The sequence below is a fragment of the Micromonospora sp. NPDC048170 genome, from assembly GCF_040652795.1.
Lineage (GTDB): Bacteria > Actinomycetota > Actinomycetes > Mycobacteriales > Micromonosporaceae > Micromonospora.
The window spans coordinates 48137-75115 of sequence record NZ_JBEZMR010000007.1 but is presented as its reverse complement, the minus strand read 5'-3'; the positions used below and the strand labels follow the sequence as shown (position 1 = coordinate 75115).

Genomic DNA, 26979 nt, shown 5'->3' with positions numbered 1-26979 from the left:
AACACGCTAGAAAGGGCGTCGGGCCGTGGACGACTCATCGGCTACATCCTCAGGCCAGGGCGGCGGCGCCCGGCTGGCCTGAGGATGTACGCCGCACGTGTTCCCCGGTCGGGTGACCGCGCGGGCGCTCTCACCTACCCTGGGTGGGTGCTTGCCCACCGGTTGCGACGCCACCGGGGTTCAGCGACCCGTCGCGGCTCGGCCGCCCGCTGGAGCTCAGCGGTGCGCCACGGCCTGGCCGGCGAGGTCGGGCCGGCGCTCGTCGTGCTGGCCGTGAGCCTCGCGGCCACCGCCATCATCGGCTGGGGCGACGGCTCGCCGCACCCCCCGCTCCCGCTCGGCTACCTGCTGCTGGCGGCCGATGCCGCCCTTGTCGTGCTGCATCGTCGCCAGCCGTTCGTGATGCTGGCCGGCACGCTCGCGCTGTCCCTCACCTACCACGGTCTCAACTTCCCCGGCGGCGCGTTCACCATCGCGCCCGCCGTGGCGATCTACTTCGCCGTCGTGTCGGCGCACCGGCTCGCAGCGGGGCTGACCTCGCTCGGTTTCCTGGCCGGGGTGTTCCTGCTCGGCCAGGTGCACGACCGCGAACCCAACACGCAGGGCGCGGTGTGGCTGATCGCCTGGCTCTCACTGATCATGGCGGTCGGCGAGGCCGCCCGCAGCCACCAGGAGCGGCTGCGCCAGACGCAGGAGCGGGCCGCGCTGGCCGAGGCCACCCGCGAGGAGGAGGCCCGGCGCCGCGCGGTCGAGGAACGCATGCGCATCGCCCGCGAACTGCACGACGTGCTGGCACACCGCATCTCGACGGTGACGATCCAGGCCGGCGTCGCGGCGCACCTGATCGACCGCGACGTCGACCAGGCGCGCGAGGCGTTGCTGGCCATCCGCGCGACCAGCCGGGAGGTGCTGGTCGAGATGCGGTCGACGCTCGGCATGCTGCGCCGGGTCGACGACGAGGAGCTGCCGACCGGTCCGGCGCCCGGCATGGCCGACCTCGACAACCTGGTCCGCGACGTGGTGGCCAACGGCGTTGACGTCTCGCTCGACGTGGTCGACGTGCCGTCCGCGCTGCCGGCCAGCCTCGACCTCGCGGTCTACCGCATCGTGCAGGAGTCGCTGACCAACGTGGTCCGGCACTCCGGTGCGTCCCGCGCCCGGATCGGCATCGTCCACGTCCACGGCGAACTGGCGGTCGAGGTCCGGGACAACGGCCGCGGGGTGCCGCACGGCCTGCCCCGGCACGGCAACGGCCTGCTCGGCATGCGCGAGCGGGTGGCCGCGGTGGACGGCACGTTCGAGGCGCGTGGCGCCGACGACGGCGGGTTCCTGGTCACCGCGCGGCTGCCGGTCCGGAGCGGTGCCCGATGATCCGGGTGATGCTGGCCGACGACCAGACCCTGGTGCGGGCCGGTCTGCGTTCCCTGTTGCAGTCCGAGCCGGACATCGAGTTCGCCGGTGAGGCCGCCGACGGCGAGCAGACCGTGCGGGTCGCCGCCGAGGTGCGGCCGGACGTGCTGCTGATGGACATCCGCATGCCCCGGATGGACGGCATCGAGGCGACCCGGCGGATCGCCGCCCGGCCCGAGTTGTCCGGCGTCCGCGTCGTCATCCTCACCACGTTCGAGCATGACGAGTACATCTTCCGCGGCCTGCGGGCCGGGGCGAGCGGTTTCCTGGTGAAGGACATCGAGCCGGCCGCGCTGTTGCAGGCGGTGCGCGTGGTCGCCGCCGGTGAGGCCCTGCTGGCGCCGTCGGTCACCCGCCGGCTCATCGAGGAGTACGCGGCCCGCAGTCACGAGCCCCCGGCGACGCCCGGCCTCGACCAGCTCACCTCCCGCGAGCGCGAGGTGCTGGTGCTGGTCGCCGGCGGCCTGACCAACCAGGAACTCGCCGACCGCATGAGATGCAGCGTCGCGACCGTGAAGACGCACGTGAGCCGTGTGATGACGAAACTGGGCGCCCGCGACCGGGTGCAGCTCGTGGTGCTGGCCTACGAGTGGGGTCTGGTGCGGCCCGGGTGGCGGGATCCGCTTCCCTTCACCAGGTGACCGGCAGCTCCGGCAGGCCGCGCACCAGGTGCCCGGGGTGCACGGCCAGCGCCGTCACGTCGTTCGCCGGCCGCAGCGTCGGCGGCAGTCGGCGCAGCACTCCGGAAACCGCCTCCTCCAGCTCGACCCGGGCCAGGCGGGCGCCGAGGCAGTAGTGCACGCCGAGACCGAACGTGATGTGCGGGTTGTCCGGGCGGCCGAAGTCGAGCAGGTCCGGGTGGTCGAAGACGCGCGGGTCGCGGTTCGCCGCGCTGATCGCGGGTAGCACGGCCGCACCGGCGCGGATCGTCACGCCGCCCAGCTCGACGTCCTCGGTGGCGACCCGCAGCAGGCCGCCGCCGGTGGTGAGGACGTTGTAGCGCAGCAGCTCGTCCACGGCCCGTGGCAGGGTGTCGGGCTCGCGGCGCAGCGCGGCCAGCTGCACGGGGTGGCGCAGCAGCGTGAGGATCGACAGCGCGATCTCCCCGGCGGTGGTCAGGAAGCCGCCGGTGAGGATGGTCGCGGCCAGCATCACGACCTCCTCGTCGTCGGTGCCGCCGCTCTCGTCGTACGCCTCGATCACCTGGCTGAGCAGGCCGTCGCCCGGCCGTGCCCGGGTCGCGCGGACCAGGCCGGCCAGGTACGCCTTCATCTCCCCCCGGGCGGCGCCGACGCGCTGCGGCGGGTGCGTGGTGAGGCTCAGCAGCAGGTCGACCCATCGCATGATCCGACCGCGGTCCGGGCCCGGCACGCCGAGCAGCTCGCAGATCACCGCGACCGGCAGCCGACGGGCGAAGCCGGCGACGAGGTCGGCCGGGGGCCCGGCTGCCAGCACGTCGTCGAGCAGGGCGTCCACGTCGCGGCGCAGCGCGGGCCGGAGATCCTCGATGCGGCGCGGCGTGAACGCGTGCGAGACCAGGCGGCGCAGCCGGGTGTGCTCGGGCGGGTCCATGTTGAGCATCGAGGTGGGATCCGGCGGGATGGGTTGCAGCCGGGGGGCGCCGGGCGCGGCTGCGGCGGCCCGGCTGAACCGGGCGTCGGTCAGCACGACGCGGTTCTCCGCGTAGCCGGTGACCAGCCAGGCCTCGTCCCCGGTGGGCAGCGTGACCCGGGTGACCGGCTCCTCGGCGCGCAGCCGTGCGAACTCGGCCGGCGGCTCGCCGGGAAACGGCGACGGCATCGGGAAGGCCGGCGGGCCGGTGGTGCTGGTGGAGCTCATCCGCTCTCGCCCCTCTCGTCGGGTGACCGCCCGGAGCCTGCCGGACCCCGCTCGCGCGGTCGTCGAGCGCGGGACGACCGCAGGGCTCGACGGCGGTACGACCCGCGCTCCAGCCCGACCGCGCAGCCTGCTCGCAGCACACCATCCGAGTGGAGGTTTCCGACGTGCCCGATTCCCTCGACACGCAGCCGGTCAGCGCCGAGCCCCTGTGGCGGCTCGGCACGGCGTACTTCAGCCGTAAGGTCACGCTGATCGCCGCCGAGCTGGGCGTCTTCACCGTGCTCGCCGACGGCCCGCTGACCGCCGAGCAGCTACGCGTACGCCTGGAGCTGCACCCACGTGGCGTACCCGACTTCCTGGACGCGCTGGTCGCCCTGGACATGCTGGAGCGCGACGGCGACCGTTACCGCAACACGCCGCTGTCCGACCATTTCCTGAACGCGAACCGTCCCTCCTACGTCGGCGCGTTCCTCTCCGCCGCGGACGCCCGCTGGGACCGGCTGGGCGAGGCGCTGCGCACCGGCGAGCCGCAGAACCGCTGGGGTGCCGGTCCGCAGATGTTCACCGAGCAGTACCGGACGACTGCCGCCTGGCGGAACTTCACCGCCGGCATGGACTACCTGAACGGCATGATCGGCCCGCCGGTGGCGGAGGCGTTCGACTGGGCGTCGGTGGAGAGCGTCGTGGACGTGGGCGGCGCCCGGGGCAACCTGGTGGCAGCGCTGCTGCGACGGCACCCGCACCTCAAGGCGGGCGTCTTCGACCTGCCCGGCGTGGAGCCGGTCTTCACCGAGCACATGACGCAGCTCGGCATCGCCGACCGGGTCACCTTCCACGCGGGCGACTTCTTCACCGTGCCGATGCCCTCGGCGGACGTGCTGGTCCTGAGCCACGTGCTGCACGACTGGGGCATCGAGGAGCGCCGCGTGCTGGTGTCCCGCGCGTTCGACGCACTGGCGCCGGGCGGTCGGCTCATGGTGATCGACCCGATGATCGACGACGACCGCCGGGGCACTGCGGGAGCCCTGCTGACCAGCCTCAACATGCTGATGGTGACGCCGCACGGGGCCGAGTACACCGCCGCGGAGGCGCGCGGGTGGCTGGCGGGGGCGGGCTTCACCGGCGTCGCGGCCGCGCCGCTCGGCGTGCACAACACCCTGCTCTCCGGCGTCCGGCCGGCCTGACCGCGCACGAGAAGGAGACACCGTGCAGCACTCGCAGACAGCCGTGCTCGTCGCGGGCGGCGGGGTGACCGGGCTGACCACGGCGGCGTACCTGGCCGCCCGGGGCGTGCCCACCGTCCTGGTCGAGCGGCGCCCGTCCCCGTCGCCGCACCCACGGGCGCGCGGCTTCAACCCGCGCGCCGTGGAGGTGCTCCGGGCCGTGGGCCTGGAGGCGGCGGTGACCGAGGCCAGCCGGGGCTTCGACGGGCACACCCTGCGTGCCCGGGTGCGCAGCCTGACCGGTGCGGAGGTGCTCCGGCACGACCTGCCGGGCGGAGCCGACCTCGTCGGCCTCACACCGTGCCGGTGGGCGCTGCTCAGCCAGGACCGGCTGGAGCCGCTGATCCGGGCGCGGGCCGAGGAACTGGGGGCGGACGTCCGGTTCGGCACCGAACTGACCGCGTTCCGGCAGGACGACGACGGCGTGACGGCACAGGTCACCGACCGGGCGACCGGCCGGGTCACCGAGGTGCGGGCCGCCTACCTGGTCGCTGCCGACGGCCCGCGCAGCATCGTGCGCGAGCGGCTGGGCATCCCGGTGCGGGGCCGTTGGGGCCTGCACCACCAGCTGAGCATCGTCTTCGACGCCGACCTGGAGACACCGCTGCGCGGGCGGCGCTTCGCGATCTGCCAGGTGCGCAACGATGCGGTCGAGGGCCTGCTGGTGCACGACGACACGCTGCGACAGGGCACGCTCTACGTCCGCTTCGACCCAACGGCGGACGGCGGGGTGACGGCGTTCACCCGTGAGCGGTGCGCCGAGCTGGTGCGGGCGGCGATCGGCGACCCGGAGCTGCCGCTGACGATCCGCGACACCCAGCCGTGGGAGCTGTCGGCGGTGACGGCGGCCCGCTTCCGGGAGGGCCGGGTCTTCCTGGCCGGTGACGCCGCGCACGTGATGCCGCCGGTCAGCGGCTTCGGCGCCAGCACCGGCATCCAGGACGCGCAGAACCTGGCCTGGAAGCTGGCGGCGGTGGTGTCCGGCGAGGCGGGCGAGGCGCTGCTGGACAGCTACGAGCAGGAGCGGCTGGCGGTCGCGGCCCTCACCGTCGACCAGTGCCGCCGCCGGGTGACCGGTGGCACCGGGTTCGCGGCACCGCAGCGCGGCGAGGGCATCCTGGACGACCTCACGCTGACCTTCGGGCTGCGGTACCGCTCCAGCGCGGTGCTGGACGACGGTGCGGATCCCGACGTGCCCGCCTACGGGCCGGCGGAGCTGACCGGCCGGCCCGGCACCCGGCTGCCGCACGTGTGGCTGCGCCACCTCGGCCGCCGTATCTCCACCCTGGACCTGCCGGTGGACGGCCCGGTGCTGCTCACCGGCCCGGACGGCGCTGGCTGGCGCACCGCCGCCGACGAGGCCGGGTTGCCGCTCGTCGTGCTGGACGCGCACACCGACCCGGACGGCGGCTGGGAACGCCGCTACCGGGCGGCCCCGGGCGAGGCGATCCTGCTGCGCCCGGACGGCTACGTCGCCTGGCGTTCGCCGGCTCCGGACGCCGTGGCGCTGGCCACCGCGGCGGACGCGGTGCGCGGCCGCACGGGCGCCGTGCCGGGCCGGGCCGGGCAGTGGCGGTGAGCGGGTTCTGGCGGCGGCTCAGCCGGCGGATCGGGCGGGTGATCCTGGTGTACGGGTGGTGCGCCGCCCTCACCCACCCGATGGGCCCGCCGATGCCACAGCAGCCACGGCGCCCGATGCCGCGTTCCGCCGACCGTCCCCCGGGCTCCCCCGGCGAACGCGACGGACTCGACCATGCCTGACCGGCGCATCATGCTTCCGCTGGCCGGGGTGGTGCTGGCCCAGTTGCTCGCGATGGTCGACCTCAACCTGACGGCGGCCGCGCTGCCGGCGATCGCCGCGGACCTCGGCGGCGCAGACCGCTTCACCTGGGTCACCACCGCGGCCGTCCTCGCGGCCACGGTGACCACCCCGTGGTACGGCAAGCTCAGCGACGTGCGCGGCCGGCGCGCGCTCCTGGTGGTCGCGCTGGTCGTGCTCACGCTGGGCTCGGTGCTGTGCGGCCTGGCGCAGTCGATGAACCAGCTGATCGCGGCCCGCGCGGTGCAGGGCGCCGGGGCCGGTGGCCTGATGGTCTCCGCGTACGCGATCTATGCCGAGCTGCTGGACCCGCGCCGGCTGGTGCGCTACCAGATCGTCTCCGCGACCCTGCTCAACCTCTGCACCGCGCTCGGCCCGGTGGCCGGTGGCGTGCTGACCGACACCTGGGGCTGGCGCTGGGCGTTCCTGGTCACCGTGCCGCCCTCGGTGCTGGCCCTGCTGCTGGTGGCCACGTTGCGGCTGCCGCGCGTCGCGCGCGGCGGCCCGGTCGACCATGCCGGGATGCTGTGGCTGGGTGGTGCGCTCACGGCGCTGGTGCTGCTGGCCGGCTCGGCCGGCACCCGATGGGCGTGGACGTCGCCTCAGGTGGTCGCGCTGGTGGTGGCCGCCGCCGTGCTGCTCACCCTGTGGCGGCGGTCGGCGCACCGGGCGGCCGATCCGGTCCTGCCACCGGCGCTGCTGCGCGACCGGGTGGTGCGGTCGGTGGCGGTGCAGGGCTGGAACACCGGCGCCGGCATGCTCGTCGTGGTCACGTTCCTGCCCGTCGTGTTCGTCTCGCTGGGCGCCTCGGCCGCCGACGCCGGGATCTACCTGCTCACGCTGACGTTCGGCACGCTGGTGGTGTCGCTGGCGGGTACGCCGCTGCTGGCCCGCGTCGGCCACACGCAGTGGTTCGGCGTGGCCGGCACCGCGCTGCTGATCGCCGGCACGGCGTGGCTCGCGTTCACCCACCCGGACCTCGGGCCGGGCGGCTGGGCCGGGTGGGCGCTGGCCACGATGGCGATCGGCGTCGGCATCGGCCTGGGGTTCCAGGTCTACACGCTGACCCTGCTGCGGCATGCGCCGCCCGCGCACCTGGGCGCCGCGCTCGCCGTGCAGTCGCTGAGCCGGCAGGTCGGCGGCTCGCTGGCCCTGGCCGTGCTCTCCGGGGTCTTCCACGCCCGGTTGTCCGCCGGCGCGGGAACGTCCGTGCTGGACGCGGCGCAGGTGGTGTTCGGGCTGACGGCCGTGCTGCTGACGGTCGGCCTGGTGGCGGCCGTCCGGCTGCCGATCCCGTCGCTGGTGGTGGCCGGGCGGGTGCCGGCCAGCACCAGCGAGGCCCCCTGACCTCCGGACGTCGGTGCCCGGCGCGTGTGCCGCGCCGGGCACCGTGGCGTTTAGCGGTAGGGACCGTCCTCAGGAGACCAGCGAGGATGCCGGTGCGGCGTCGAGCGGCAGGCCGGCGAGCACCAGGCGTTGCATCCGCCGCAGGGCGGCGGACGGATCGAGGCCGAGTTGCTCCTGGAGCACGTCGCGGGCCTGCTGGTAGGCGGCCAGGGCCTCACCCCGGCGACCCAGGCCGTAGAGCGCGGCCATCAGGCGGCAGTGCAACCACTCGTCCAGCGGACGCTCCGCGACCAGCCGGCGCAGCTCGGCTACCAGGTCGGCGTAGCGGCCCAGCATCAGGTCGGCCTGGATCCGTTCGTAGAGGACCCGGATGCGCCGTTCCTCCAGTGCCGCGAGGTGGGCCTGCAGCAGCGGGCCGCAGCTCACGTCCGGCATCGCCACCGGGCCGCGCCAGAGGGCGAGGGCCTGGCGCAGCCGTTCCGCGGCGCGCTGCACCTCGCCGGCGGCGAGCATCGCCCGGCCCTGCCCGGCGAACCGGTCGAACAGTTCCACATCGGTCTGCCCCTGCTGGACCCGGAGCAGGTAGCCGGGCGCGCGGGTGAGCAGCACCGGCTCGCGGCGACCGTCGTCCCCGTGCAGGATCTTGCGGAGCTGGTACATGTACGTCTGGGTCGTCGTCACCGCGCTCGCCGGCGGATCCGCGTCCCAGAGTTCCTCGATGAACGACTCGATCGGGACGACCCGGCCCGGGCTCAGCAGCAGCAGGGCGAGAACCTGCCGGTTCTTCGGCGCGGTCGGCGTGCGGAATGCGCCGTCGACCTCGACCTCGAGTGGACCGAGCATGCGATAGTGAATCACTTTGTTACCCCCGTCACACAAGCCATTTCCAATTGTCTCGGCAACCGAATTCCTGATCGATCCGGCCACGTCGAGACTATTGAACAAACGCCAATTACATCGGCCGCGCGAGCGGCTCTGGCCGAAGGGGGTAGGGCAACCACCCCCTTCGGGTCATCCCGCAGACACCTGCCAGGAGATCACCGCGGCACTGTCCATGAACACTGCGATACCTGGCGATAGCGGACCTTATAGGCACGCCCTGACATTCGCTATCGCCATTGCGACTGCCCGTTGGCTGGACTGCGACTGGATGATACGGCAGGATTATCGCGGACGACCTAAACAGGCATCGGGGGCACTGTTGACGGGTTATTCACCACCACATGGAACCGGCGCCGCGACTCATCCGGCACATATTGCCGCACCCCGGGCAGAAGAACCGATACGGGTGTTGACGCTCGGCGGAACGACGCTCTTCTGGGAGGGCGTACGCCGCATCATCGACGTAGAGCCCGACCTCTCGGTGATCCACGACGCGCCCGACCCGCGCACGGCGGACGCGGTCGTCCTGACCACCGCCCACCGTCCGCACGTCGTGCTTGTCGACCGGGAACTGACCGGTCCCACCACCCTGGACGTGGTCGGCGCGCTGCGCGCGCACGGGCCGGGGAGCGGCATCGTCGTGCTGAGCGGGCAGGACGACACGTGGATCGTGCCGGACCTGCTCGCGCTGGGCATCCGGGCGTACCTGCCGAAGAGCGTCTCCAGCGACGAGTTGCTCGCCACCATCCGCGGCGTGGGCCGCGACGACGGTCGGGTCCACCTGATCCTGCCGGCCCGGCGCCGCCCGGTGGCCCTGCCGGGCGGCGCCCGCGACGGCCACCGGGAGCGCGACGTGTTCCCGGTGGTGTCGCGCACGGTGCAACTCTCGCGCCGGGAGCACGACGTGCTCTCGCTCGCGGCCGAGGCGCTGAGCAACTCACAGATCGCCCGCCGCCTCTTCATCAGCGAGGGCACGGTCAAGCGGCACCTGCGGCACGTGTTCAACAAGCTCAACGCGGTGTCGCGCATCGACGCGGTGAACAAGGCGATCGGGGCCGCGCTGATCCCTGCGCCGCGGGTCGACGGCGATCCTCCGCAGCCGCCGGACAAGACGGCGCATCCGTACCACTGAGCCGGTGGCGGCCAGTCGGCGGACGACGACGGTGCCGGCCCCGCACGATCAGTACCGGCGGAACCGCGCGCGCCGCGCGGCGACGAGCTCGCGGCGGCCGGTCCCGTCGAGCGTGCCCAGGGCGACCGCGACGGCGTCGCCCACGGCCGCGACCGCCGCCGCCGGGTCGGCCGGCACCGGCAGCACGCCGTCCACGACCGACGAGGCCAGCAGGTGCCGGGCACCGAGCCGCAGCGCGCGGGCGGCCTGCGGCGCCGCGGCGGCGTCCTTCCACAGGATCGCGGCACACCCCTCCGGGCTGATCACCGAGTAGAACGCGTCCGCCCGGCAGAGCACCCGGTCGGCGACCGCGAACGCGAGCGCCCCGCCGCTGCCGCCCTCCCCCGTGATCACCGAGACCACCGGCACGGGCAGCGAGCACAGCTGCTTGATGATCTCCGCGACGGCGAGCGCCTGGCCGCGCTCCTCTGCCGCGACGCCCGGGTACGCGCCCGGCGTGTCGACCAGCGTGACGACCGGCAGCCCGAGCTTGGCGGCCAGCCGCAGCAGGCGGGCCGCCTTCCGGTAGCCCTCCGGCGAGGCCATGCCGAACCGGCGCTCGATCAGCTCGCGGGTGGTGTGCCCCTTCTGGTGCCCGAGCAGCAGCACCGGCCGCCCGCGCAGGATGCCGACCCCGCCGACGACCGCCGGGCAGTCGCCCGCGAGCCGGTCCCCGTGCAGCTCGACGAAGCCGTCGAGCAGGGCGCCGGCGTGGTCCACCGTGGTCGGGCGCTCCGGGTCGCGCGCCGCCCGCACGACGTCCCACGCGTCGGTCTCCGGCAGCGCGGCCGGGTCGCGGACCACCACGTCGGCGACCTCGGCGGGCACCGCCGGTCGGGTCACCGCGAGCAGGCGGCCCAGCACGGCGCGCAGGTCGCCGCGGGGTACGACCATGTCGACCATCCCGTGGTCGAGCAGGAAGCCGGCGGTCTGGAACCCGTCCGGCAGCCGCTCCCGGACGGTCTGCTCGATCACCCGCGGACCGGCGAAGCCCATCCGGGCTCCGGGCTCGGCGATCAGCACGTCCGTACAGGTCGCGAAGGACGCGGCGACGCCGCCGAAGGTCGGCTCGGTGATGATCGAGACGGTGAGCAGGCCGGCGTCGTCCAGCGCCGCGACGGCCTGACTCACCTTCGCCATCTGCATCAGCGAGAGCACGCCCTCCTGGATGCGCGCGCCGCCGGACGCGGTCACGATGATCAGTGGTGTCCGCTCCGCCAGGGCGGCCTCGGCAGCGCGGGTGATCCGGTCGCCGACCACCGCGCCGAGGCTGCCGCCCAGGAAGCCGAAGTCCATCACGGCCACCAGCACCGGAACGCCGCCGATCGTGCCCCGCGCGCAGACGACGGCCTCGTCCAGCCCGGTCGCGTTCCGGGCCGCCGCGAGCCGGTCCGGGTACACCCGGGAGTCGGCGAAGGCCAGCGGGTCGCGCACCGGATCGTCCGCGGGGAGCGGCGTCGCGATGCCGTCGTCCAGCAGGTGCGCGAGCCGCTCGGGCGCGGACAGCCGCCCGTGCGCGCCGCACTCCGGGCACACGCCGCCCGCCCGGGCCAGGCGCCGCGCGTACGTGATCAGTCCGCAGGCCGGGCAGCGCACGAATGCCGTCACGGTCTCGTCGGTCGTGCCGGCCGATGTCATACGGCCGTCTCCTTCCCGTCGGGCCCCGCCGGACGATGCCCGGCCCGGCCGGTGGATCAGGCCGCCGCGCGCAGCCGGGAATTGATGGTGTCGAGCGCGACGCGGGGTGTCGGCATGTCGGGTACCAACTCGTCGGGCAGGGACGTGCCGAACTCGCGTTCGATCCGGCTCACCGTCTCCAGCATCGCCAGCGAGTCGTATCCGAGGTCGGCGAACGAGACGTCGAGAATGTCGCCGTCGAGCGTCTCCGGGTCGTCCTCACCGCCGGCCACGCGCAGGATCCGCTTCAGGTCTTCCAGGGTCAGTTCGGGCACGCCCACTCCTCGGTACGTCGGGAACTCATCGGGACAGGACCACTGCGGCGTTGAAGCCACCGAAACCGCGCCCGAGCACGAGCACGTGCTCCAGGTCGGCCTGCCGTGGCCCGTCACGCACCAGATCGAGCCGCAGCTCGTCGACCGGGTGCCGGACGCCGGACGTCGGTGGGATCACGCCGTCGCGCAGCGCCAGCAGCGCGGTCACCAGGTCCAGCGCCGCACCGCCGGCGTAGAGCCGGCCGGTCATCGTCTTCGGCGCGGTGACCGGCACGCCGTACGGGCCGAAGACGCCGGCGATCGCGTGCGCCTCCTGCCGGTCCAACTCGGGGACCGCTGCCGCGTCGGCGAACACCGCGCCGATCCGCTCCGGCCGCAGCCCTGCGTCGGCCAGCGCGGCGGTGATCGCCCGGCCGAGTGCGGGCGGCCGGGCCGATCCGGGCGGCGGGTCGAACGTCGCGGCGTACCCCGCGACGGTGCCGTACCGGTGGGCGGCGGCGCGCGCGGTCGCGGCCTCCGCCTCCTCGACGATCAGCATGCCACCGCCCTCGCCCGGCACGTGACCGGCGGCGTCCACGTCGAACGGGGCGTACGCGCGGGCCGGATCGGTGCCGGTGCTCAGCCGGCCGGAGCTGAGCTGGGCCACCAGCCCGTACGGGCAGAGCGACGCGTCCGTGCCGCCGGTGACGACCGCGCGCAGGCCGCCACGGACCAGCCGGCGAGCCTGGCCGATCGCGTCCAGCCCGCCGGCCTGCTCGGTGACGAGCACGCCGCACGGGCCGCGCATGCCGTGCCGGATGGAGATCTGCCCGGTCGTCGCCGCGTAGAACCAGGCGATCGACTGGTACGCGCCGACGTGCCCCGGCCCGTCCCGCCACAGCGCCTCGATCTCGCGCTGGCCGAACTCGGTGCCGCCGGAGGAACTCGCGGTCGTCACGCCCATCTCGTACTCGGGCAGCGCGGCCGGGTCGAGGGCGGCGTCGTCGAGCGCCTGCGCCGCCGCGGCCAGCCCGAGGTGGGTCCACCGGTCGGTCTGCGGCACGACCCGGCCGGGCACCTGCTCGCGCGCCGCGAACCCGGCCACGGTGCCGGCGACCCGCGCCGGATAGGACGACGCGTCGAAGTGCGTGATGCCGGCCAGGGCCGAACGCCCCGCCAGCACCGACGACCAGTGCTCCGCCACGGTACGGCCGGTCGGCGCCAGCACGCCGAGCCCGGTGATCACGGCGGCCCTCACGAGCGGTCCCCGGTCAGCACCATCGCGGTCTGGAAGCCGCCGAAGCCGCTGCCCACGCTCAGCACCGTCCGTAGCCGCGCCTCCCGGGCCACCAGCGGCGTGTAGTCCAGGTCGCACTCGGGGTCGGCGTGGTGCAGGTTGGCCGTCGGGGGCACGAGCTGGTGGCGCAGCGCGAGCGCGCACGCCGCGATCTCGATCGAGCCGATCGCGCCGAGGGAGTGCCCGACCATCGACTTGATCGAGTTGATCGGCACCTCGTACGCCCGCCGGCCCAGGCTGCGCTTGAAGGCGGCCGTCTCGTGCCGGTCGTTCTGCTTCGTGCCGGAGCCGTGCGCGTTGACGTGGTCCACGTCGCCCGGCGCGCGACGGGCCTGCCGCAGCGCCGCGTCGATGGCCTCGGACATCTCCCGGCCGTCCGGCTTCAGCCCGGTCATGTGGTACGCGTTGCTGCGGTTGGCGAAGCCGGCCACCTCGGCGTACGGCTCGGCGCCACGGCGGCGCGCGTGCTCGTACTCCTCCAGGACGAACATCGCCGCGCCCTCGCCGAGCACGAAGCCGTCGCGGCGCCGGTCGAACGGCCGGGATGCGCTGTACGGCTCGTCGTTCTTCGCCGACGTCGCCTTGATCGCGTCGAAGCAGGCGACGGTGATCGGCGAGATCGGTGCGTCGGTGGCGCCGGCCAGCGCGACATCCGCCGTGCCCTCGCGGATCACCTCCACCGCGTGGCCGACCGCGTCCAGCCCGGACGTGCAGCCGGTGGAGACCAGCGCGACCGGTCCCTCGGCGCCGACGGTCCAGGCCACCTCGGTCGCGATCGTGCTGGGGACCATGTAGCCGTAGAGGTGCGGCACGCCGTACGTGTGGTCGACGAGCCACCGACGGCCGCCGTCGCTCAGTACGACGTACTCCTCCTCCAGGCCCGTCGTGCAGCCGACCGCGCTGCCCACGCTGACCGTGGTGCGCTCCGGCGGCAGCGCCTCGAAGTCCAGGCCACTGTCGGCAACGGCCTCGCGGGCGCCGACGACCGCCATCTGCGCGGCACGGTCCATCCGGCGGGCCTCCTGCGGGCTGAGCCCCTCCAGGAGCGGGTCGAAGTCGCACTCCGCAGCGATCCGGGACCGGAATCCGCTCGCACCGAACAGCGAGATCGGCCGGGTGGCCGTACGCCCGGCGGAGATCAGGTCCCAGAACGCCTTGCGCCCGATGCCGCCCGGCGCGACCACGCCGACGCCGACGATCACCACGCGCCGGCCACTCACGCGCGGTCCCCCACGACGACCTGGTGCTCGCCCGGGTGCGGCAGTTCCTCGGTGTCGACGTGCCCCAGCTCCGGGCTCGGCGCCAGCGGGCCGAGGTGGAAGACGGCCCGCACGGTCTGCCCGCCACGGTTCTCCGCGCGGTGCCGGACGCCGATCGGCACCAGCACCGCCTGGTCCGCCCCGACTTCGATGGCGTGCCCGTCGATCGTGAGCGTCAGCAGGCCCTCGACGACGTACAGGTACTCCTCCGAGTACGGGTGGTAGTGCTCGGCCACGTACTCGCCCGACGCCAGCGTCAGGATGCCCATGAACCCCGCCGTGGCCGCCACCGTGCGCGGGCTCAGCAGGACCCGGATGTCGCCGCCCCGTCGGCGGTTGGCCGGCACCTCGGCGCGGGAGATTGTCGACGGAAACGTGTCAGCCACCGCGTGCTCCTCAAGCTCGAAGGTGACCGCCGAACCGGCGCACACGCGCTGCGGGCCGGCGGAATCGCTGCGGTGAGGCTGTCAGCGGCGGGCAGAGGCGGCGTCGAGAAGCGCTGGAAGCACCGGGACACCGACCACCCGCCGCTCCCACGCCAGCGCCTGTCGCCACGTCGGACCGGCTCCGGTGGGTGGGACGCCGGCCTCGACCGATGACGCAAAAACCGGCGTGTCGGCACGGCAAGTCCTTCACATCCGCCGGAAATCAGCGGGAAACGCGGAAATTCTTTCATCTATACATCTGAATACATCACCGCCTAGCATCACCCCGACCAGATCAACCATCCCGGGTCTCTGCACCACCCCGCACCGGATCCGGGCGTCAGGAGAGGGACGACTGATGAAACTCCCCCGCCTGTCCGGGCGCCACTGGCGTCTGGGCGTCACAACGGCCGCGGTCACCGCCGCGGTGGCGTTCGGCACTCCGGCGACGGCCGCTCCCGCCGAGGGGCAGATCCTCCAGGCCGGCGGCGCCACCGCGGTCTCCGACTCGTACATCGTGGTGTTCAAGGACACCGCGGTGACCCGGGCCGAGGTCACGGGCAACGCCCGCGCTCTGGCCGGTCGGCACGGCGGCACCGTCGCCCGGACCTACCAGAACACGGTACGCGGGTTCGAAGCCCGGATGTCCGCCACGCAGGCCCGGCGGCTGGCCGCCGACCCGTCGGTGAAGTACGTCGAGCAGAACCACGTCATGCGGATCTCCGGTACGCAGAGCCCCACCCCGTCGTGGGGACTGGACCGCAGCGACCAGCGCGACCTGCCGTTGAACAACTCCTACACCTACCCCAACAACGGCTCCGGCGTCCGGGCGTACATCATCGACACCGGCATCCGGTTCTCGCACAGCGACTTCGGCGGCCGCGCGGTCACCGGCTTCGACTCGGTGGACGGCGGCGCGGCCGACGACTGCAACGGCCACGGCACCCACGTCGCCGGCACCGTGGGCGGCACCGCGTACGGCATCGCCAAGAACGTCACCCTGGTCGGCGTCCGGGTCCTCGACTGCGGGGGCAGTGGCACGTACGCCGGGGTGATCGCGGGCATCGACTGGGTCACCGGCGACCACGACCCCGGTGAGCTGGCGGTGGCCAACATGAGCCTCGGCGGCGGCAAGGACCAGGCCGTCAACGACGCGGTCACCGCCTCCATCGCCGACGGCGTCAGCTACGCCATCGCGGCCGGCAACGACTACTCCGCCGACGCCTGCAACGTCTCGCCGGCCAGCACCCCCAACGCGATCACCGTGGGGGCGACGACCAGCACCGACGCCCGGGCCGACTACTCCAACATCGGCACCTGCCTGGACATCTTCGGCCCGGGCTCGTCGATCACCTCGGCCTGGCACACCGGCGACAGCGCCACCAACACCATCAGCGGCACGTCGATGGCCACCCCGCACGTGGCCGGCGCGGCCGCGCTGGTGCTCGCCGCCAACCCGTCGTACACCCCGCAGCAGGTCCGCGACAAGCTCGTCAACGACGCGACCAACGGCAAGGTCACCAACCCGGGCACCGGCTCGCCGAACAAGCTGCTCTACGTCGGCAACATCAGCACGCCGACGCAGGACTTCGCCATGTCGGTGGCGCCGACCTCCGGCACGGTCAACCCGGGCAGCTCGGTCACCGCGACCGTCGGCACCACCACCACGGTCGGCAGCGCGCAGACGGTGACGTTCTCCGCCAACGGCCTGCCCGCCGGGGCCACGGCGAGCTTCAGCCCGGCGTCGGTCACCTCCGGCAACTCCGCCACGATGACCGTCTCCACCACCGGCACCACCGCGCCGGGCACCTACCCGGTGACCGTCACCGGCACCGGCACGGTCACCACCCAGACCGCGTCGTACACGCTGACGGTCAACGGGCCGCCCGGCTGCTCGCAGACCAACGGCACCGACGTCACCATCGGCGACAACACCACTGTCGAAAGCTCGATCACCATCAGCGGCTGCTCCGGCAACGCCTCCGCCACCAGCACCGTCGCCGTGAACGTCGTCCACACCTACATCGGTGACCTGGTCGTCAGCCTCGTCGCCCCCGACGGCAGCGTCTACACCCTGCACAACCGCACCGGCGGCTCGACCGACAACATCAACCAGACCTACCCCGTCAACCTCTCCTCCGAGGCCGCCAACGGCACCTGGAAGCTGCGGGTCCAGGACGCCGCCTCCGGCGACACCGGCTACCTCAACACCTGGACGCTCAACCTGGTCGGCGGGACGCCCCCGGGCTGCACCGGCACGAACGGCACCGACGTCACCGTCCCCGACAACACCACGGTGGAGAGCCCGATCACCATCAGCGGCTGCTCCGGCAACGCCTCCGCCACCAGCACCGTCAACGTGAACATCGTCCACACCTACATCGGTGACCTGGTCGTCAGCCTCGTCGCCCCCGACGGCAGCGCCTACGTCCTGCACAACCGTACGGGCAGCTCGACGGACAACATCAACCAGACCTACACCGTCAACCTCTCCTCCGAGGCCCGCAACGGCACCTGGAAGCTGCGGGTGCAGGACGCGGCCTCCGCCGACACCGGCTACATCAACACCTGGACGCTGACGCTCTAGCAGCAGCGGCGCCACCCCACCGGGGCCCCGGCTGGACTCCAGCCGGGGCCTCGGTCGGCCACGTGGTGGGATCGCACCGGTCGGCGGAGCTCACGGCCAAACGGCCGCCGGGAACCCGGTCCAGCGCAGGTCGGTCGGCAGGTGGCTCATGTCGTTGAACATCACGATCGTGGGCGGCAGGCCGTCGCGGTAGTCGATCACCGTCAGCGCCGTGTTGGCGCTGTTCAGGCCGAGCCACCGGGACGGCGGCGCGTCCAGTGCGTGCCGCACCAGCCACGCGACCTGGAACGCGTGCGTCACCAGGACCTCGTGCGTCCCGGGCGACCCGCCGGGTGCCGTCCCCTTCGTCGCCGGGTCGGAAGCTCTCGCGAACCGGGCCACCAGGGCCTCGGCGAGCCGTTCGCCCGAGGCCACCTCGGTCTCGTCGTACCCGTCGAAGAAGCCGGCCCGGGACCGGGGCAGCTCGGCCGCGTCGGGAACGTAGGGCACGTGGTCCACGAGCTCGGCGGCCTCGGCCACGGGCAAGTTCGGCAGGTGCCGGGCGAGTTCCCGCGCGCTCGCCGCGGCGCGTGGCAGCGGCGAGTGCCACACGGCGTCGACCGGCACGCCGGCGAGCCGTTCGCCCAGCAGGCTCGCCTGCCGGCGCCCGACGTCGGTGAGCTCACCGAACGCGTCCGCCGCACCGTGTCGTGCCACGTAGAGACGTCGGGTCGCCATGACGCCAGACTATGGGGACCCCGACTCCGCGCCACGCGCCACTCCCAGGGTCGAGATCAGGTCCTCGTGAAGCTCCATCCAGACGGCGTGACAGGAAGCCACGCCGACACCGGCCACCCACTGCTTCTGCCCCGCGCGGGCGCGTGCCAGGGCCGCGGAGAACCGCTCGTCGTAGCCGCGGAACCGCACCAGCGTGTCGGCGAGGCCGCCGACCAACTGGGTCAGGTCGCCGGCGAGCGCGGAAAGTTCGTCCAGCACGCGGGCGTCCCACGTCGGGTCACTGTGGTCGTTGACCGCGAGCCGGTCATCCGCCTCGGGCCGCAACTGCCAGTCGGTGCACGCGCGCACCAGGCGCGCGTTCAGGGGTTCGAATCCCTGGCGCGCCTCCTCGACGGTGGCCCGGGCCCCGGCTTTGTCGAGCTCCTCGGCGAGCCTTCTGGTGTCCTCGGCCCGGCCCCGCTCGGTCAGCGTCCATCCGCTGGTGCCCGCGAACCCGACGTGCGTCACCCAACCGTGGGCCTCGTCGTCCAGGAGCAGTTCGGAGACCTCGTGTCGGTCGAGGCCGGTGCGACGGGCGACCGCGATGTCGTCGGCCATGCCGATCACCCGCACGGCGTGCAGGACCAGCAGGTGCGGCGGCGAACACCAGCGCGCCGACGAGGTGTGCGACATGATCCCGAGCATCCAGGCTCCCGCCCCGGACGTCAACGCGGTAGGAGGTCGCCGGGCCGGCCTTGGCGGAACCGCGGCCAGTAGCGTGTCGGGGTGGACGGCCCAGCAGCGCGTGGGCGACGGCGGTCGTCCGACGGGGAGAAGCCGATGCGGGAGAAGCGGTGCTGACAGACCTGGCTGACGCCGATCACGCCACCTCGGGCGGCAAGGCCGCCCCGCTCGCCCGACTCCTCAGGTCCGGGCTGCCGGTACCGCCCGGGTTCGTGGTGCCGACACACGCCTACGAGGAGGCGGTGGCCGGCCTCGACCTCACCGCGGCCACCCGTCACGGGGCCGACGCCGCGCGCCTGCTGTTCGATCGGGCGACCCTCTCCCCCGCGCTGGTCGACGAGATCTCCCACGCGCTCACCCGGATAACCGGCCCGTCGGGCGACGGGTACGTCGCCGTGCGTTCCTCGGCGACCAGCGAGGACGGCGCCGGGGCCGCGGCGGCGGGCCAGCACGACACCTTCCTGGGCGTCCGCGGGCCCGACCAGGTGGCCGACGCGGTACGCGGGTGCTGGGCCTCGCTGTGGTCCGAGCGTGCCGTCGCGTACCGGCGACGGCAGGCAGCAGACGTGCGTGCCGACCCGCCGGCGACCGCCGTGCTGGTGCAGCGTCTCGTGGACGCCGACGTCGCGGGTGTGCTGTTCACCGGGACCACCATCCGGGTCGAGGCGTCGTGGGGGCTCGGCGAGCGGGTGGTGAGCGGCCAGGTCACCCCGGACTCCTGGGTGGTGTCCGGCGACGCCGTCACCCGCCGGACGATCGGCGTCAAGGACACCCGGATGGACCGGGTGCGTACGCAGGTCGTCATCCGCGAGGTGCCGCCCGCCGACCGGGACCGCCCCTGCCTCGCCGACGACGTCGTACTCCACCTCGCGCGACTGGGCCGCGAGATCGAGGACCTGCTCGGCGGAGCGCAGGACGTCGAGTGGGCGATCGCCGACGGTCGGATCTGGATCCTGCAGGCCCGCCCGGTCACGGCCGCCCTACCGACCGCGCGGGCCGCACCGTCCGGCCCGGCCTCGGACGGCACCCTGTTGACCGGTACGCCCGGAAGCCCCGGGATCGCCGCGGGACCGGCGCGTGTGGTGCGTGGCCCGAGCGGCTTCGCCGAGGTGCGGCCCGGCGACGTGCTGGTGTGCCGGACCACGGACCCGGCGTGGACCCCGCTGTTCGGGGTGGTGGCCGCGGTGGTCACCGAGACCGGAGGACTGCTCTCGCACGCCGCGATCGTGGCCCGCGAACTGGGCCTGCCCGCTGTGTTGGCGGTCCCGGACGCGATGACGGCGCTGCCCGACGGCGCGACGGTCGAGGTGGACGGGAACACCGGCCGGATCGTGCTGACCAGGGGGCGGTAGCAGGAAGGGGCCCGTCAGCCGGGCACCACCGCAGATCCGGGTACGAGTGATCCGACCCCGGGCGTACGTCCACGTCGGCGCCCGCCCGGGTTCGGGCGGGCGCCGAGGCGCAGCGCGTCCACGTCACGGTTGGCCTGCCGTCCACCGGCCCGGCCTTCGACGCCCCGGATTACGGCAGATCAGCCGACGGGTGGGGCGGTCCAGGACGACCGGATCAGTTCCCGTTCGGTGGCGGCGAGGTGGGCGGTCACGGCGAGCCAGGCCCAGGCGTACCGGTCCGGGTCGGGATCGGCGAGCCGGCCGAACGCGTCCCGGCCGCGCCGGTCGGACTCGTCGGCGAGCGCGGCAGCCACCGTGGCGGCGGTGGTGAAGCCGGCACGACGCAGTGGACCGGCCAGCCCGGTGCCGTCGCCGCGGGCCGCCTCGGCGACGGCGCGACGACCGCCGGAGACGGCCAGCTCCACCAGCCGGCGGACCCGCCACAGCGGGGACTCCGCAACCGCGTCGGCGCCGACGGCGAGGACCGGTTCGGTCATCGTGGCCGGGTCGCGCGGCGGCAGGTGACCGCCCTGGATCTGGTCGTAGCCCAGGTCTGCCCGGCCGTGCCAGTCCGCCGGCAGCCGCAGCGTCGCGGCGGCACCGGGCACCGGGCCGACGGCGAGCGGATGCAGCGTGCTGGCCCGGTCCGGGTCCAGCCGGCCGACCACCCTGATCCGCAGGCCCGGCCAGGACGCGAGCCGCCGCAGGTTGGGCACGTGAGCCAGCATCGGGTGGGAGTTGACCGGCACCAGCCGGATCACCGGCCCGTCCGGCACCGGCGCGCGCTCCTCTCCGGCGTCGGTGGCGGGGGCCAGCTCGCGGGCCAGCACCTGGTCACCGACGGCACCCACCACCATCAGGTCGCAGCCGACCAGCGCGGTCCCGGCCCGGCCGGGGTCCTCCGGGTCGTCGGCGGCGAGTTGGGCGGTCACCACCTCGGCGAGCGGGCGGGCGAACAGTTCCGCCAGCGGTCCGGTGGACCAGTCGGTCCCGGTGAGCGGGGTGGCCCGGACCCCCTTGCCGGCGCCGAGCCGGCCGTCCGGCGAGACGGTCGTGCCGGTGATCCGCAGGCCGCCGCGCGCCAGCACCGCGTGGTTGACCGCGACCGCGCCCATCTCGGTGACCGCCCGGGCGCAGTCGCGGGCCCGCTCCGGGCCGCCCGGTTTCACGTCGCCGAAGGAGAGCCGGCGCCCGTCGACGGCGACCAGGTGGGTGACCACCCCGGCGTACCCGGTCGCGCTGATCACCGGTTCCCGGCAGACGCCGTGGACCTCCAGCGTGCCGTCCGGCTGGTAGGCCCGCCGGAGGATGCCGACCAGCGCCGGGTCGGGATCGCCGGCGGCCAGCCGGCCGGCCACGTACAGCAGGTCGTGCAGCACCTCGACCAGCTCGGCCAGCCGGTGGCCGGTCTGCCGTCCCCGGTGGGCGCGCAGGCCACGTACCGTGCGCAGCGCGGCGCTCTCGGCCCGCGGCAGGCCGGCCAGCCGGGCACCGTGCGCGGCCCGCAGCAGTTCGGCCTGGGGAACCGCGCCGGCGGCCGGCACCCCGGCCGCGAGCACCGCGGCGGCTGCCCGCCACAGCGCCCGGGCGGCGGCCTGTTGGGCCTTCGTCGGCGCCGTGCTCTGGCCGGCACGGCCGGCGGCCGGTTTCCCGGCCCGCCCCGACCGGCGGGTGGTCGCGCCGGAGCCGTCCGGGGTGGACGAGGCCGCGGTGGACACCGGATCGGGATGGCTGGCCGGATCGGCGACCGGGCAGGCGACCAGGACCGCGGTCCGGTGCAGGCAGCGGGGCTCCAGCAGGCAGCTGCACCGCGCCTGCTGCGGGTCGGTGACCGCGCCGGTCGCCCCGGGCGTCAGGGTGACCAGTGCCTCGGCGCCGCAGTCGACCGTCACGCCGCCGTCGACCCGGCCGACCGGTACCCCGGCCAGCCGTTCGACGGCGGCGTCCAGCCGCTTGTGCAGCCGGGACGGCAGGGCCGCCACCGCCGCGGCGGCGACCCCCGGCAGCACCGGCGGCAACCGGTCGGTGTCCACGGCGGTGGGTGTGCGGTCCGTCAACGTGATCCTCCGCGGATGCGGTCGCCCACCCAGCGGGCGAGTTCGAGCGGGCTGAGAGCGGCGACCGGCATCCCGGCCGCGACGAGCTGCTCGGCGACCGGCACCGAATAGCAGGGCACTCCCCTGTCGTTCAGTGCGGCGCAGCCGAGCAGATGCACGCCGGAACCGGCCAGCGTGCGGACCTCGCCGAGCAGCCCGGCCAGCGGGTAGCCCTCCTCGAAGTCGCTGACCACCGCCACGATGGTGCGGCTCGGCACGGTCACCAGCGAGCGGGCGTGGGCCAGCCCGGCGGCGATGTGCGTGCCGCCGCCGACGCGCACCTCCAGCAGCAGCGACAGCGGGTCGTCGACCCGGTCGGTCAGGTCGACCACCTGGGTCGAGAAGGCGAGAAAGTGGGTGGACAGGGTGGGCACCCCGGCCAGTACGGCGGCCGTCAACGCCGACCACACCACCGACGCCTCCATCGAGCCGGACACGTCGACCACCAGCACCAGCCGCCAGTCGGCCTCCTTGCGGGTCCGGGTGTTGAAGACCGGGCGTTCCGGCACCACCACCGTCCGGCCGTCGCCGAGCCGCTGGGTGTGCGCCAGGTTCGCCCGGAGCGTACGGGCGAGGTTGATCCGGCCCCCGGGACGGTGGGTCGGACGCGGACTGGTCAGCCCGGTCAGCGCCGGGCGCACCTGGGTGGCCAGCTGCCTGGTCAGCTCCTCGACCAGCCGCCGGACCAGTGGCCGCAGCCTGGCCAGCTGCCCCTCGGGCAGACCACCGGCCAGTGACAGCACCGAGGTCAGCAGCTCCATCGAGGGGCGCACCGCGGCCGGATCGAGCTCGCTGAGCACGTCGGTACGGCCGCTCTCGGCCGCCCGGGCGATGACCTCCTCCCGTACCGAGGTGCCGAACAGCGCCTCGAGTTCGTCGGCCCACTCGCGGGCGGTCGGGAAGGAGGCCTCCTGGCCGCCGCCGGCCTCCTGGCCGAGGTCGGTGGCGCCCTCGCCCTGCCCCGCCCCGTACAGCTCGTCCAGGGCGCGGGCGTAGCGGCGGGCGTCGGCCGGCAACCGGTCGGGTTGGCGGCCGAGCAGCAGCCGCCACCGGTCCGTGGGCGCGAGCCGGGCGGCCGGCGTGTCCGGCCCGGATCCGGCGTCGGCGGAGTCGGCCGACATGACCGGCCCCGCGTCGGCGGGGTCGGCCGGCGCGCCGAGGATCGGTATGTCGCGGGCGGCCAGGGCGGCCCGGCCGGCCAGGTCGGCGGCGGTCCAGCGGGCCAGCAGCTCGGGCGGGGCGGACAGGGCCAGGTCGAGCCGGTCGCCCAGCCGTTCGGCGACGGTGTGCAGCAGCCGCCCCCGGGCCGCCGGGGTGAGCACGTCGAACCCGCCACGCAGCGCCGGCAGCCGGTCCAGGAACTCGGCGTCGGTGAGCCGCTCGATCCGTTCCAGCAGCGGGTCCAGCGCGGCCGGGGCGGACTCCAGCAGCGGGTGCGCGGCGGTGAGCAGACCACCGAGCAGCCGGTGCAGGTGCCGCCGGGTGTCCGGTCCGGTCGCCGCGTCGATCCAGCCGGCCACCCGGGTGCCCAGGGTCTCCAGACCGGTCAGGTCGAGCAGCACCCGCGCGGCCAGGGCGGCGCCCTGGATCAGCGGCGAACCGGCCCGGGCCAGGTAGCCGAGGGCCTCGTCCAGGCGCAGGCCGATCCGATCCTCGCCGGCCCGCACCGCGAGGGCCACCAGCGCGGCGGCGTCGGCCGGGGCGTCGCTGCCGGCCATGCCGGGCAGCCCGCGGACCGCCGCGTCCAGCAGTACGACGGCCAGCTCGGCCGCCCGGGCCCGGCCCTCGGCGGTGGTGCCGGGCAGGTGTTCCCGGCGCAGCGCCTCCAGCAGGTCCAGTGCGGCCAGCAGGTCGGGCAGCGTGCCGGTGCCCGGCAGCACCACGGTGGCCAGCTCGAGCCGGTCGGTGACCAGCTCGGGCAGGTCGCAACGGGCGGCGTCGCGCAGCCCGGTGAGCAGTTGCCCGGCGGTGGGGCCACCGTCGGCGCTCTCCCGGCGGAACCGCTCCCGCAGGGTGCCGGCCGCGGCCAGCGCTGCGGTCACCCCGCGTACGCCGACCAGGTCCAGCCGGGCCGCCACGGACGGCGTCCAGGCCAGTTGCCAGCGGGTGGTCAGGGCGGCGGCGTCGCCGGTGCCGGACACCGAGATCGCTTCGCCGTAGCCGACGCCGCAGACCTCGAGGCGTTGCAGCAGGATCTCCCGCCGCCCGTCCAGTTCGGTACGCAGCGGGTCCAGCCGGACCTCGCGGGACTTCGGGCTGTCCGGGTTGGGCAGGCGCAGCGCGGTGAGTTCCGCCTCGACCGCGGGGCCGAGGCCGGACCGCGGCGTACCGGGGGCGATGCGGCCCCGCTCGGCACCGACCAGCACGGTCTCCAGCGCCTTGGCCAGCGCCCGGCCCCGGCCGAGCAGTTCGCCCTGGCCGAGCACCGTGGTCACCGCCTCCAGCACCTCGCCCCGGCCAGGGGCGGGCAGGTCCCGCAACCGGGACAGGTCGCCGGCCAGCCGTACCGTCTCGGCAGCCTCGCCGGTGCCGGCGGTGTGACCGGCCGCGCGGAGTTCCCGGCACAGGTCGGTGACCGCCCGGGCGGCGGCGGCCCGGATCCGTTCCGGGTCGCCGGCTGCGGTGAAGACGGACTGCTGCCAGCGCGGGTCGCGGATCCCGGCCGGATAGCCGGACCGGGAGTCGAGCAGGTCGAACGCGTACGGCACCAGCGAGGTGGTCGCCGTGCCGCCGTCCTTGGTGGCCGGCCCCGGCCGGGTCGTGGCGGACCGGACCGGATCAGCCGCGGCGGCGCCGCCGGCCCTGCTGTCCGTCCCGGCGGGGCCGGTGCCGGTCGGCGGGGCGGCGAGCAAGGCCGGGGCGTGGAAGGCACCGACGACGGCGGCGACCCGCCGGCCGTCCGCGCCGGCCTCGGCCAGCACCCGGCGCATGTGCCGCTCGCGGTCCAGGTCCCGGGCCGGTACGCCGTCGCCGCTGGCGCTGTCGGTACGCATCGCCCAGCCGACGCCGAGGGCGGCCCGCCGGACCGCCTCGGGCGGGCAGCCCGGGGCACGCACCTCGACCACCCGGTCCCACAGGTCGTCGCCGTCCCGGCCGGTGCCGCTGGCGCTGAGGGCGGCGGCGTAGCCGGACCGGCGCAGGCCGGGCACCGGCTCGCCGGCGTCCGGGTCGTCACCGGCGTTCGGCTCGGAGCCGGCGGCCGGGCCGGTGCTGTCGGCGGTCCAGCCGGGGTCGCCCAGCGGCAGGTCGCAGCAGACCACCTCGACGCCGCGCTGCCGGGCCCAGCGGATCGCGGCCAGTTCCGGGGAGAAGTCGGCGAACGGGTAGAAGCCCATCGGACCGTCCGTGCCGTGGCTGCCGACCAGGGCCAGCGGGGCCCGGGCGGCCGGGTCGGACAGGTACGGCAGCCAGCGCTGGAAGTCGGCCGGCAGCTCGACGCAGACCACCTCGGCCGCGGCGGCGTCGAGCAGCGCCGGGACCACCGCCGCGAGGGCCGGGCTGTGATGCCGCACCCCGATCAGGTACGGCCGGAGCGAACCGGCGAGCGCGTCGACCACGGCTCGCGGGTCGGCCGACGTCGAATCGACCGTCGACGGGCCGGCCCCCACCGGACCGGCCGTCGGTGTGGCCGTACCGGTCGGCGTGCTGGCGAGGGTCGTCACCGGAGGCTCTCCCGCAGGTCCCAGAGCCGCCGCCACATCGGCGAACCGTCCTCGGCGCGGCGGCGGACCGGGCCGTCCCAGTAGCCGAGCAGCCGGGCGTGGTCGTTCTGGTCGTCCTTGCGGACCACGCCGAGCAGGTGCCCGGGCACCAGGTCGAGCGCGTCCCCGCCGGGCAGGTACGCGGCGGCCAGGCCGAGCGACGCCGCCACCTGCACCGCCTCGGCGGTGGACATGACCGTGCCCGGCCGTTCCACGTCCCAGCCCTCGCCCGACCGGCCGGAACGCAGGTCACGGAACACGGTGACCAGGGCGTCCAGCACCGCGTCGTCCACGGTGTACGTCGCGCCGGCGCGCTGCACGGCGGCGGTGGCCTGCCCGCGGATCAGCTCCGTCTCGGTGTCCGCGTCCGAGATCGGGTGGATGGTCTCGAAGTTGAACCGGCGCTTGAGGGCCGAGGACATCTCCGACACGCCCCGGTCCCGCAGGTTGGCGGTGGCGATCACGGTGAAGCCGGGCATCGCGCGGATCAGGCCGCCCTCGGTACCGCTCAACTCCGGCACGTTCATCCGCCGGTCGGACAGGATGGACACCAGCGCGTCCTGCACCTCGGGCAGGCAGCGGGTGACCTCCTCGATCCGGACCACCCGGCCGGTGCGCATGGCGGTCAGCACCGGCGAGTCGACCAGCGCCTGCGGGGTCGGGCCCTGGGCGAGCAGCAGGGCGTAGTTCCAGCCGTACCGGAAGGCGTCCTCGGTGGTGCCGGCGGTGCCCTGCACGGTCAGCGCGCTGGTGCCGCAGACCGCGGCGGCCAGCAGCTCGGACAGCATGGACTTGGCGGTGCCGGGCTCGCCGACCAGCAGCAGGCCCCGCTCGCCGGCCAGGGTGACCACGCACCGCTCGACCAGACTCCGCTCACCGACGAACTTCGCCGGGATGGTCATGCTGGCCGGCAGTTCGGTGCCGTCCGGACCGGTACGCCGCCCGGCGGGCAGCTTCAACGCCTCTCCGTCGCTGCCCTGGATGAACGTGACCACGGCACGCGGGGTCAGCGCCCAGCCCGGTGGCCGGGCCCCGTCGTCGTACGCGGCCAGGAAGGCCAGCTCGTCGGCGTACCGCTGTTCGGCGGAGAGGACCTGGGCGGCGGTCTCCGGCGCCGCGCTGGGGCGGACGTGTTCCGTCACGGTCACTGGTGTTCCTCGA

General features: G+C 74.6%; 21 protein-coding genes. 9 read left to right on the top strand and 12 right to left on the bottom strand.

All coding sequences use genetic code 11. The annotated features are described in order from the left end of the window. Positions 1-222 precede the first annotated feature (222 nt). Complete coding sequence (locus AB0D32_RS13080) at positions 223-1371, top strand: sensor histidine kinase (RefSeq protein WP_357088768.1); 1149 nt, start codon at positions 223-225, stop codon at positions 1369-1371. After that, positions 1368-2051 (top strand): response regulator transcription factor, encoded by a 684-nt coding sequence (locus AB0D32_RS13075; protein ID WP_357088765.1) that lies wholly within the window; start codon positions 1368-1370, stop codon positions 2049-2051. Before AB0D32_RS13080 ends, AB0D32_RS13075 begins: the two co-directional genes overlap by 4 nt. On the opposite strand, the gene AB0D32_RS13070 is transcribed toward AB0D32_RS13075, so the two are convergent. After that, a complete protein-coding gene (locus tag AB0D32_RS13070) occupies positions 2041-3249 on the bottom strand; it encodes a cytochrome P450 (protein ID WP_357088761.1) in 1209 nt (402 codons plus the stop codon). The genes AB0D32_RS13075 and AB0D32_RS13070 overlap by 11 nt on opposite strands. A gap of 164 nt (positions 3250-3413) precedes the next feature. Here AB0D32_RS13070 and AB0D32_RS13065 point away from each other — a divergent pair, with 164 nt between their 5' ends. From AB0D32_RS13065 to AB0D32_RS13050, 4 genes are read left to right on the top strand one after another with little or no spacing between them, the layout of a single operon-like run. Further along, positions 3414-4433 (top strand): methyltransferase, encoded by a 1020-nt coding sequence (locus AB0D32_RS13065; protein ID WP_357088759.1) that lies wholly within the window; start codon positions 3414-3416, stop codon positions 4431-4433. 22 nt (positions 4434-4455) lie between these two features. Further along, positions 4456-6051, top strand: coding sequence for an FAD-dependent oxidoreductase (locus AB0D32_RS13060; RefSeq protein WP_357088756.1), 1596 nt, complete (start codon positions 4456-4458; stop codon positions 6049-6051). Beyond that, on the top strand, positions 6048-6233 hold the full coding sequence (locus AB0D32_RS13055) for a hypothetical protein (RefSeq protein ID WP_357088753.1): 186 nt from the start codon (positions 6048-6050) through the stop codon (positions 6231-6233). The genes AB0D32_RS13060 and AB0D32_RS13055 overlap by 4 nt, the downstream gene beginning before the upstream one ends. Beyond that, the gene (locus AB0D32_RS13050) at positions 6226-7638 is read left to right on the top strand and encodes an MFS transporter (protein ID WP_357088750.1); all 1413 of its coding nucleotides are present in this window, start codon (positions 6226-6228) and stop codon (positions 7636-7638) included. Before AB0D32_RS13055 ends, AB0D32_RS13050 begins: the two co-directional genes overlap by 8 nt. Positions 7639-7707: 69 nt before the next feature. Here AB0D32_RS13050 and AB0D32_RS13045 read toward each other — a convergent pair whose 3' ends face one another. After that, positions 7708-8481: an AfsR/SARP family transcriptional regulator gene (locus AB0D32_RS13045; protein WP_357088747.1), complete on the bottom strand. Its 774-nt coding sequence runs from the start codon at positions 8479-8481 to the stop codon at positions 7708-7710. Positions 8482-8926: 445 nt separating this feature from the next. On the opposite strand from AB0D32_RS13045, the gene AB0D32_RS13040 reads away from it, so the two are divergent. After that, a complete protein-coding gene (locus AB0D32_RS13040) occupies positions 8927-9652 on the top strand; it encodes a response regulator transcription factor (protein ID WP_357088744.1) in 726 nt (241 codons plus the stop codon). A gap of 48 nt (positions 9653-9700) precedes the next feature. On the opposite strand, the gene accD is transcribed toward AB0D32_RS13040, so the two are convergent. Genes accD through AB0D32_RS13015 form a run of 5 tightly spaced genes read right to left on the bottom strand, consistent with a single transcriptional unit; the run spans position 9701 to position 14564 of the window. Further along, entirely contained in the window at positions 9701-11329 is a 1629-nt protein-coding gene (gene accD / locus AB0D32_RS13035; RefSeq protein WP_357088741.1) for an acetyl-CoA carboxylase, carboxyltransferase subunit beta, read from the bottom strand. 56 nt (positions 11330-11385) lie between these two features. Further along, positions 11386-11649: an acyl carrier protein gene (locus AB0D32_RS13030; RefSeq protein WP_357088737.1), complete on the bottom strand. Its 264-nt coding sequence runs from the start codon at positions 11647-11649 to the stop codon at positions 11386-11388. Between the two features lie 19 nt (positions 11650-11668). After that, the gene (locus tag AB0D32_RS13025; protein WP_357088734.1) at positions 11669-12880 is read right to left on the bottom strand and encodes a ketosynthase chain-length factor; all 1212 of its coding nucleotides are present in this window, start codon (positions 12878-12880) and stop codon (positions 11669-11671) included. Further along, a complete protein-coding gene (locus tag AB0D32_RS13020) occupies positions 12877-14139 on the bottom strand; it encodes a beta-ketoacyl-[acyl-carrier-protein] synthase family protein (RefSeq protein WP_357088730.1) in 1263 nt (420 codons plus the stop codon). The genes AB0D32_RS13025 and AB0D32_RS13020 overlap by 4 nt, the downstream gene beginning before the upstream one ends. Beyond that, positions 14136-14564: a cupin domain-containing protein gene (locus tag AB0D32_RS13015; RefSeq protein ID WP_357088727.1), complete on the bottom strand. Its 429-nt coding sequence runs from the start codon at positions 14562-14564 to the stop codon at positions 14136-14138. Before AB0D32_RS13015 ends, AB0D32_RS13020 begins: the two co-directional genes overlap by 4 nt. Positions 14565-14961: 397 nt before the next feature. Here AB0D32_RS13015 and AB0D32_RS13010 point away from each other — a divergent pair, with 397 nt between their 5' ends. Next, positions 14962-17190, top strand: a complete 2229-nt coding sequence (locus AB0D32_RS13010; RefSeq protein WP_357088724.1) for a S8 family peptidase — start codon at positions 14962-14964, stop codon at positions 17188-17190. Positions 17191-17280: 90 nt separating this feature from the next. Here the strand turns inward: AB0D32_RS13010 and AB0D32_RS13005 are convergent, their stop codons facing one another. Both AB0D32_RS13005 and AB0D32_RS13000 read right to left on the bottom strand, forming a co-directional pair. Further along, entirely contained in the window at positions 17281-17907 is a 627-nt protein-coding gene (locus AB0D32_RS13005; protein WP_357088721.1) for a histidine phosphatase family protein, read from the bottom strand. Positions 17908-17916: 9 nt separating this feature from the next. Then, on the bottom strand, positions 17917-18591 hold the full coding sequence (locus AB0D32_RS13000) for a transcriptional regulator (protein ID WP_357088718.1): 675 nt from the start codon (positions 18589-18591) through the stop codon (positions 17917-17919). A 149-nt stretch (positions 18592-18740) separates the two neighbouring features. Between AB0D32_RS13000 and AB0D32_RS12995 the strand changes: the two genes are divergently transcribed. Continuing rightward, the gene (locus AB0D32_RS12995) at positions 18741-19982 is read left to right on the top strand and encodes a PEP/pyruvate-binding domain-containing protein (RefSeq protein ID WP_357088714.1); all 1242 of its coding nucleotides are present in this window, start codon (positions 18741-18743) and stop codon (positions 19980-19982) included. Between the two features lie 179 nt (positions 19983-20161). Here the strand turns inward: AB0D32_RS12995 and AB0D32_RS12990 are convergent, their stop codons facing one another. From AB0D32_RS12990 to AB0D32_RS12980, 3 genes are read right to left on the bottom strand one after another with little or no spacing between them, the layout of a single operon-like run. Next, on the bottom strand, positions 20162-22078 hold the full coding sequence (locus AB0D32_RS12990; RefSeq protein ID WP_357088711.1) for a hypothetical protein: 1917 nt from the start codon (positions 22076-22078) through the stop codon (positions 20162-20164). Continuing rightward, positions 22075-25779 (bottom strand): DUF5682 family protein, encoded by a 3705-nt coding sequence (locus AB0D32_RS12985; RefSeq protein WP_357088708.1) that lies wholly within the window; start codon positions 25777-25779, stop codon positions 22075-22077. Before AB0D32_RS12985 ends, AB0D32_RS12990 begins: the two co-directional genes overlap by 4 nt. Beyond that, positions 25776-26966, bottom strand: a complete 1191-nt coding sequence (locus tag AB0D32_RS12980; RefSeq protein WP_357088706.1) for an AAA family ATPase — start codon at positions 26964-26966, stop codon at positions 25776-25778. Before AB0D32_RS12980 ends, AB0D32_RS12985 begins: the two co-directional genes overlap by 4 nt. Positions 26967-26979 lie beyond the last annotated feature (13 nt).

Bases quoted from the DNA above. Each gene is read 5' to 3' on its own strand.
- AB0D32_RS13075 (WP_357088765.1), top strand. From the start codon at position 1,368: ATGATCCGGGTGATGCTGGCCGACGACCAGACCCTGGTGCGGGCCGGT.
- AB0D32_RS13045 (WP_357088747.1), bottom strand. From the start codon at position 8,481: ATGCTCGGTCCACTCGAGGTCGAGGTCGACGGCGCATTCCGCACGCCG.
- AB0D32_RS13050 (WP_357088750.1), top strand. From the start codon at position 6,226: ATGCCTGACCGGCGCATCATGCTTCCGCTGGCCGGGGTGGTGCTGGCC.
- AB0D32_RS13005 (WP_357088721.1), bottom strand. From the start codon at position 17,907: ATGGCGACCCGACGTCTCTACGTGGCACGACACGGTGCGGCGGACGCG.
- AB0D32_RS13000 (WP_357088718.1), bottom strand. From the start codon at position 18,591: ATGCTCGGGATCATGTCGCACACCTCGTCGGCGCGCTGGTGTTCGCCG.
- accD (WP_357088741.1), bottom strand. From the start codon at position 11,329: ATGACATCGGCCGGCACGACCGACGAGACCGTGACGGCATTCGTGCGC.
- AB0D32_RS13070 (WP_357088761.1), bottom strand. From the start codon at position 3,249: ATGAGCTCCACCAGCACCACCGGCCCGCCGGCCTTCCCGATGCCGTCG.
- AB0D32_RS13010 (WP_357088724.1), top strand. From the start codon at position 14,962: ATGAAACTCCCCCGCCTGTCCGGGCGCCACTGGCGTCTGGGCGTCACA.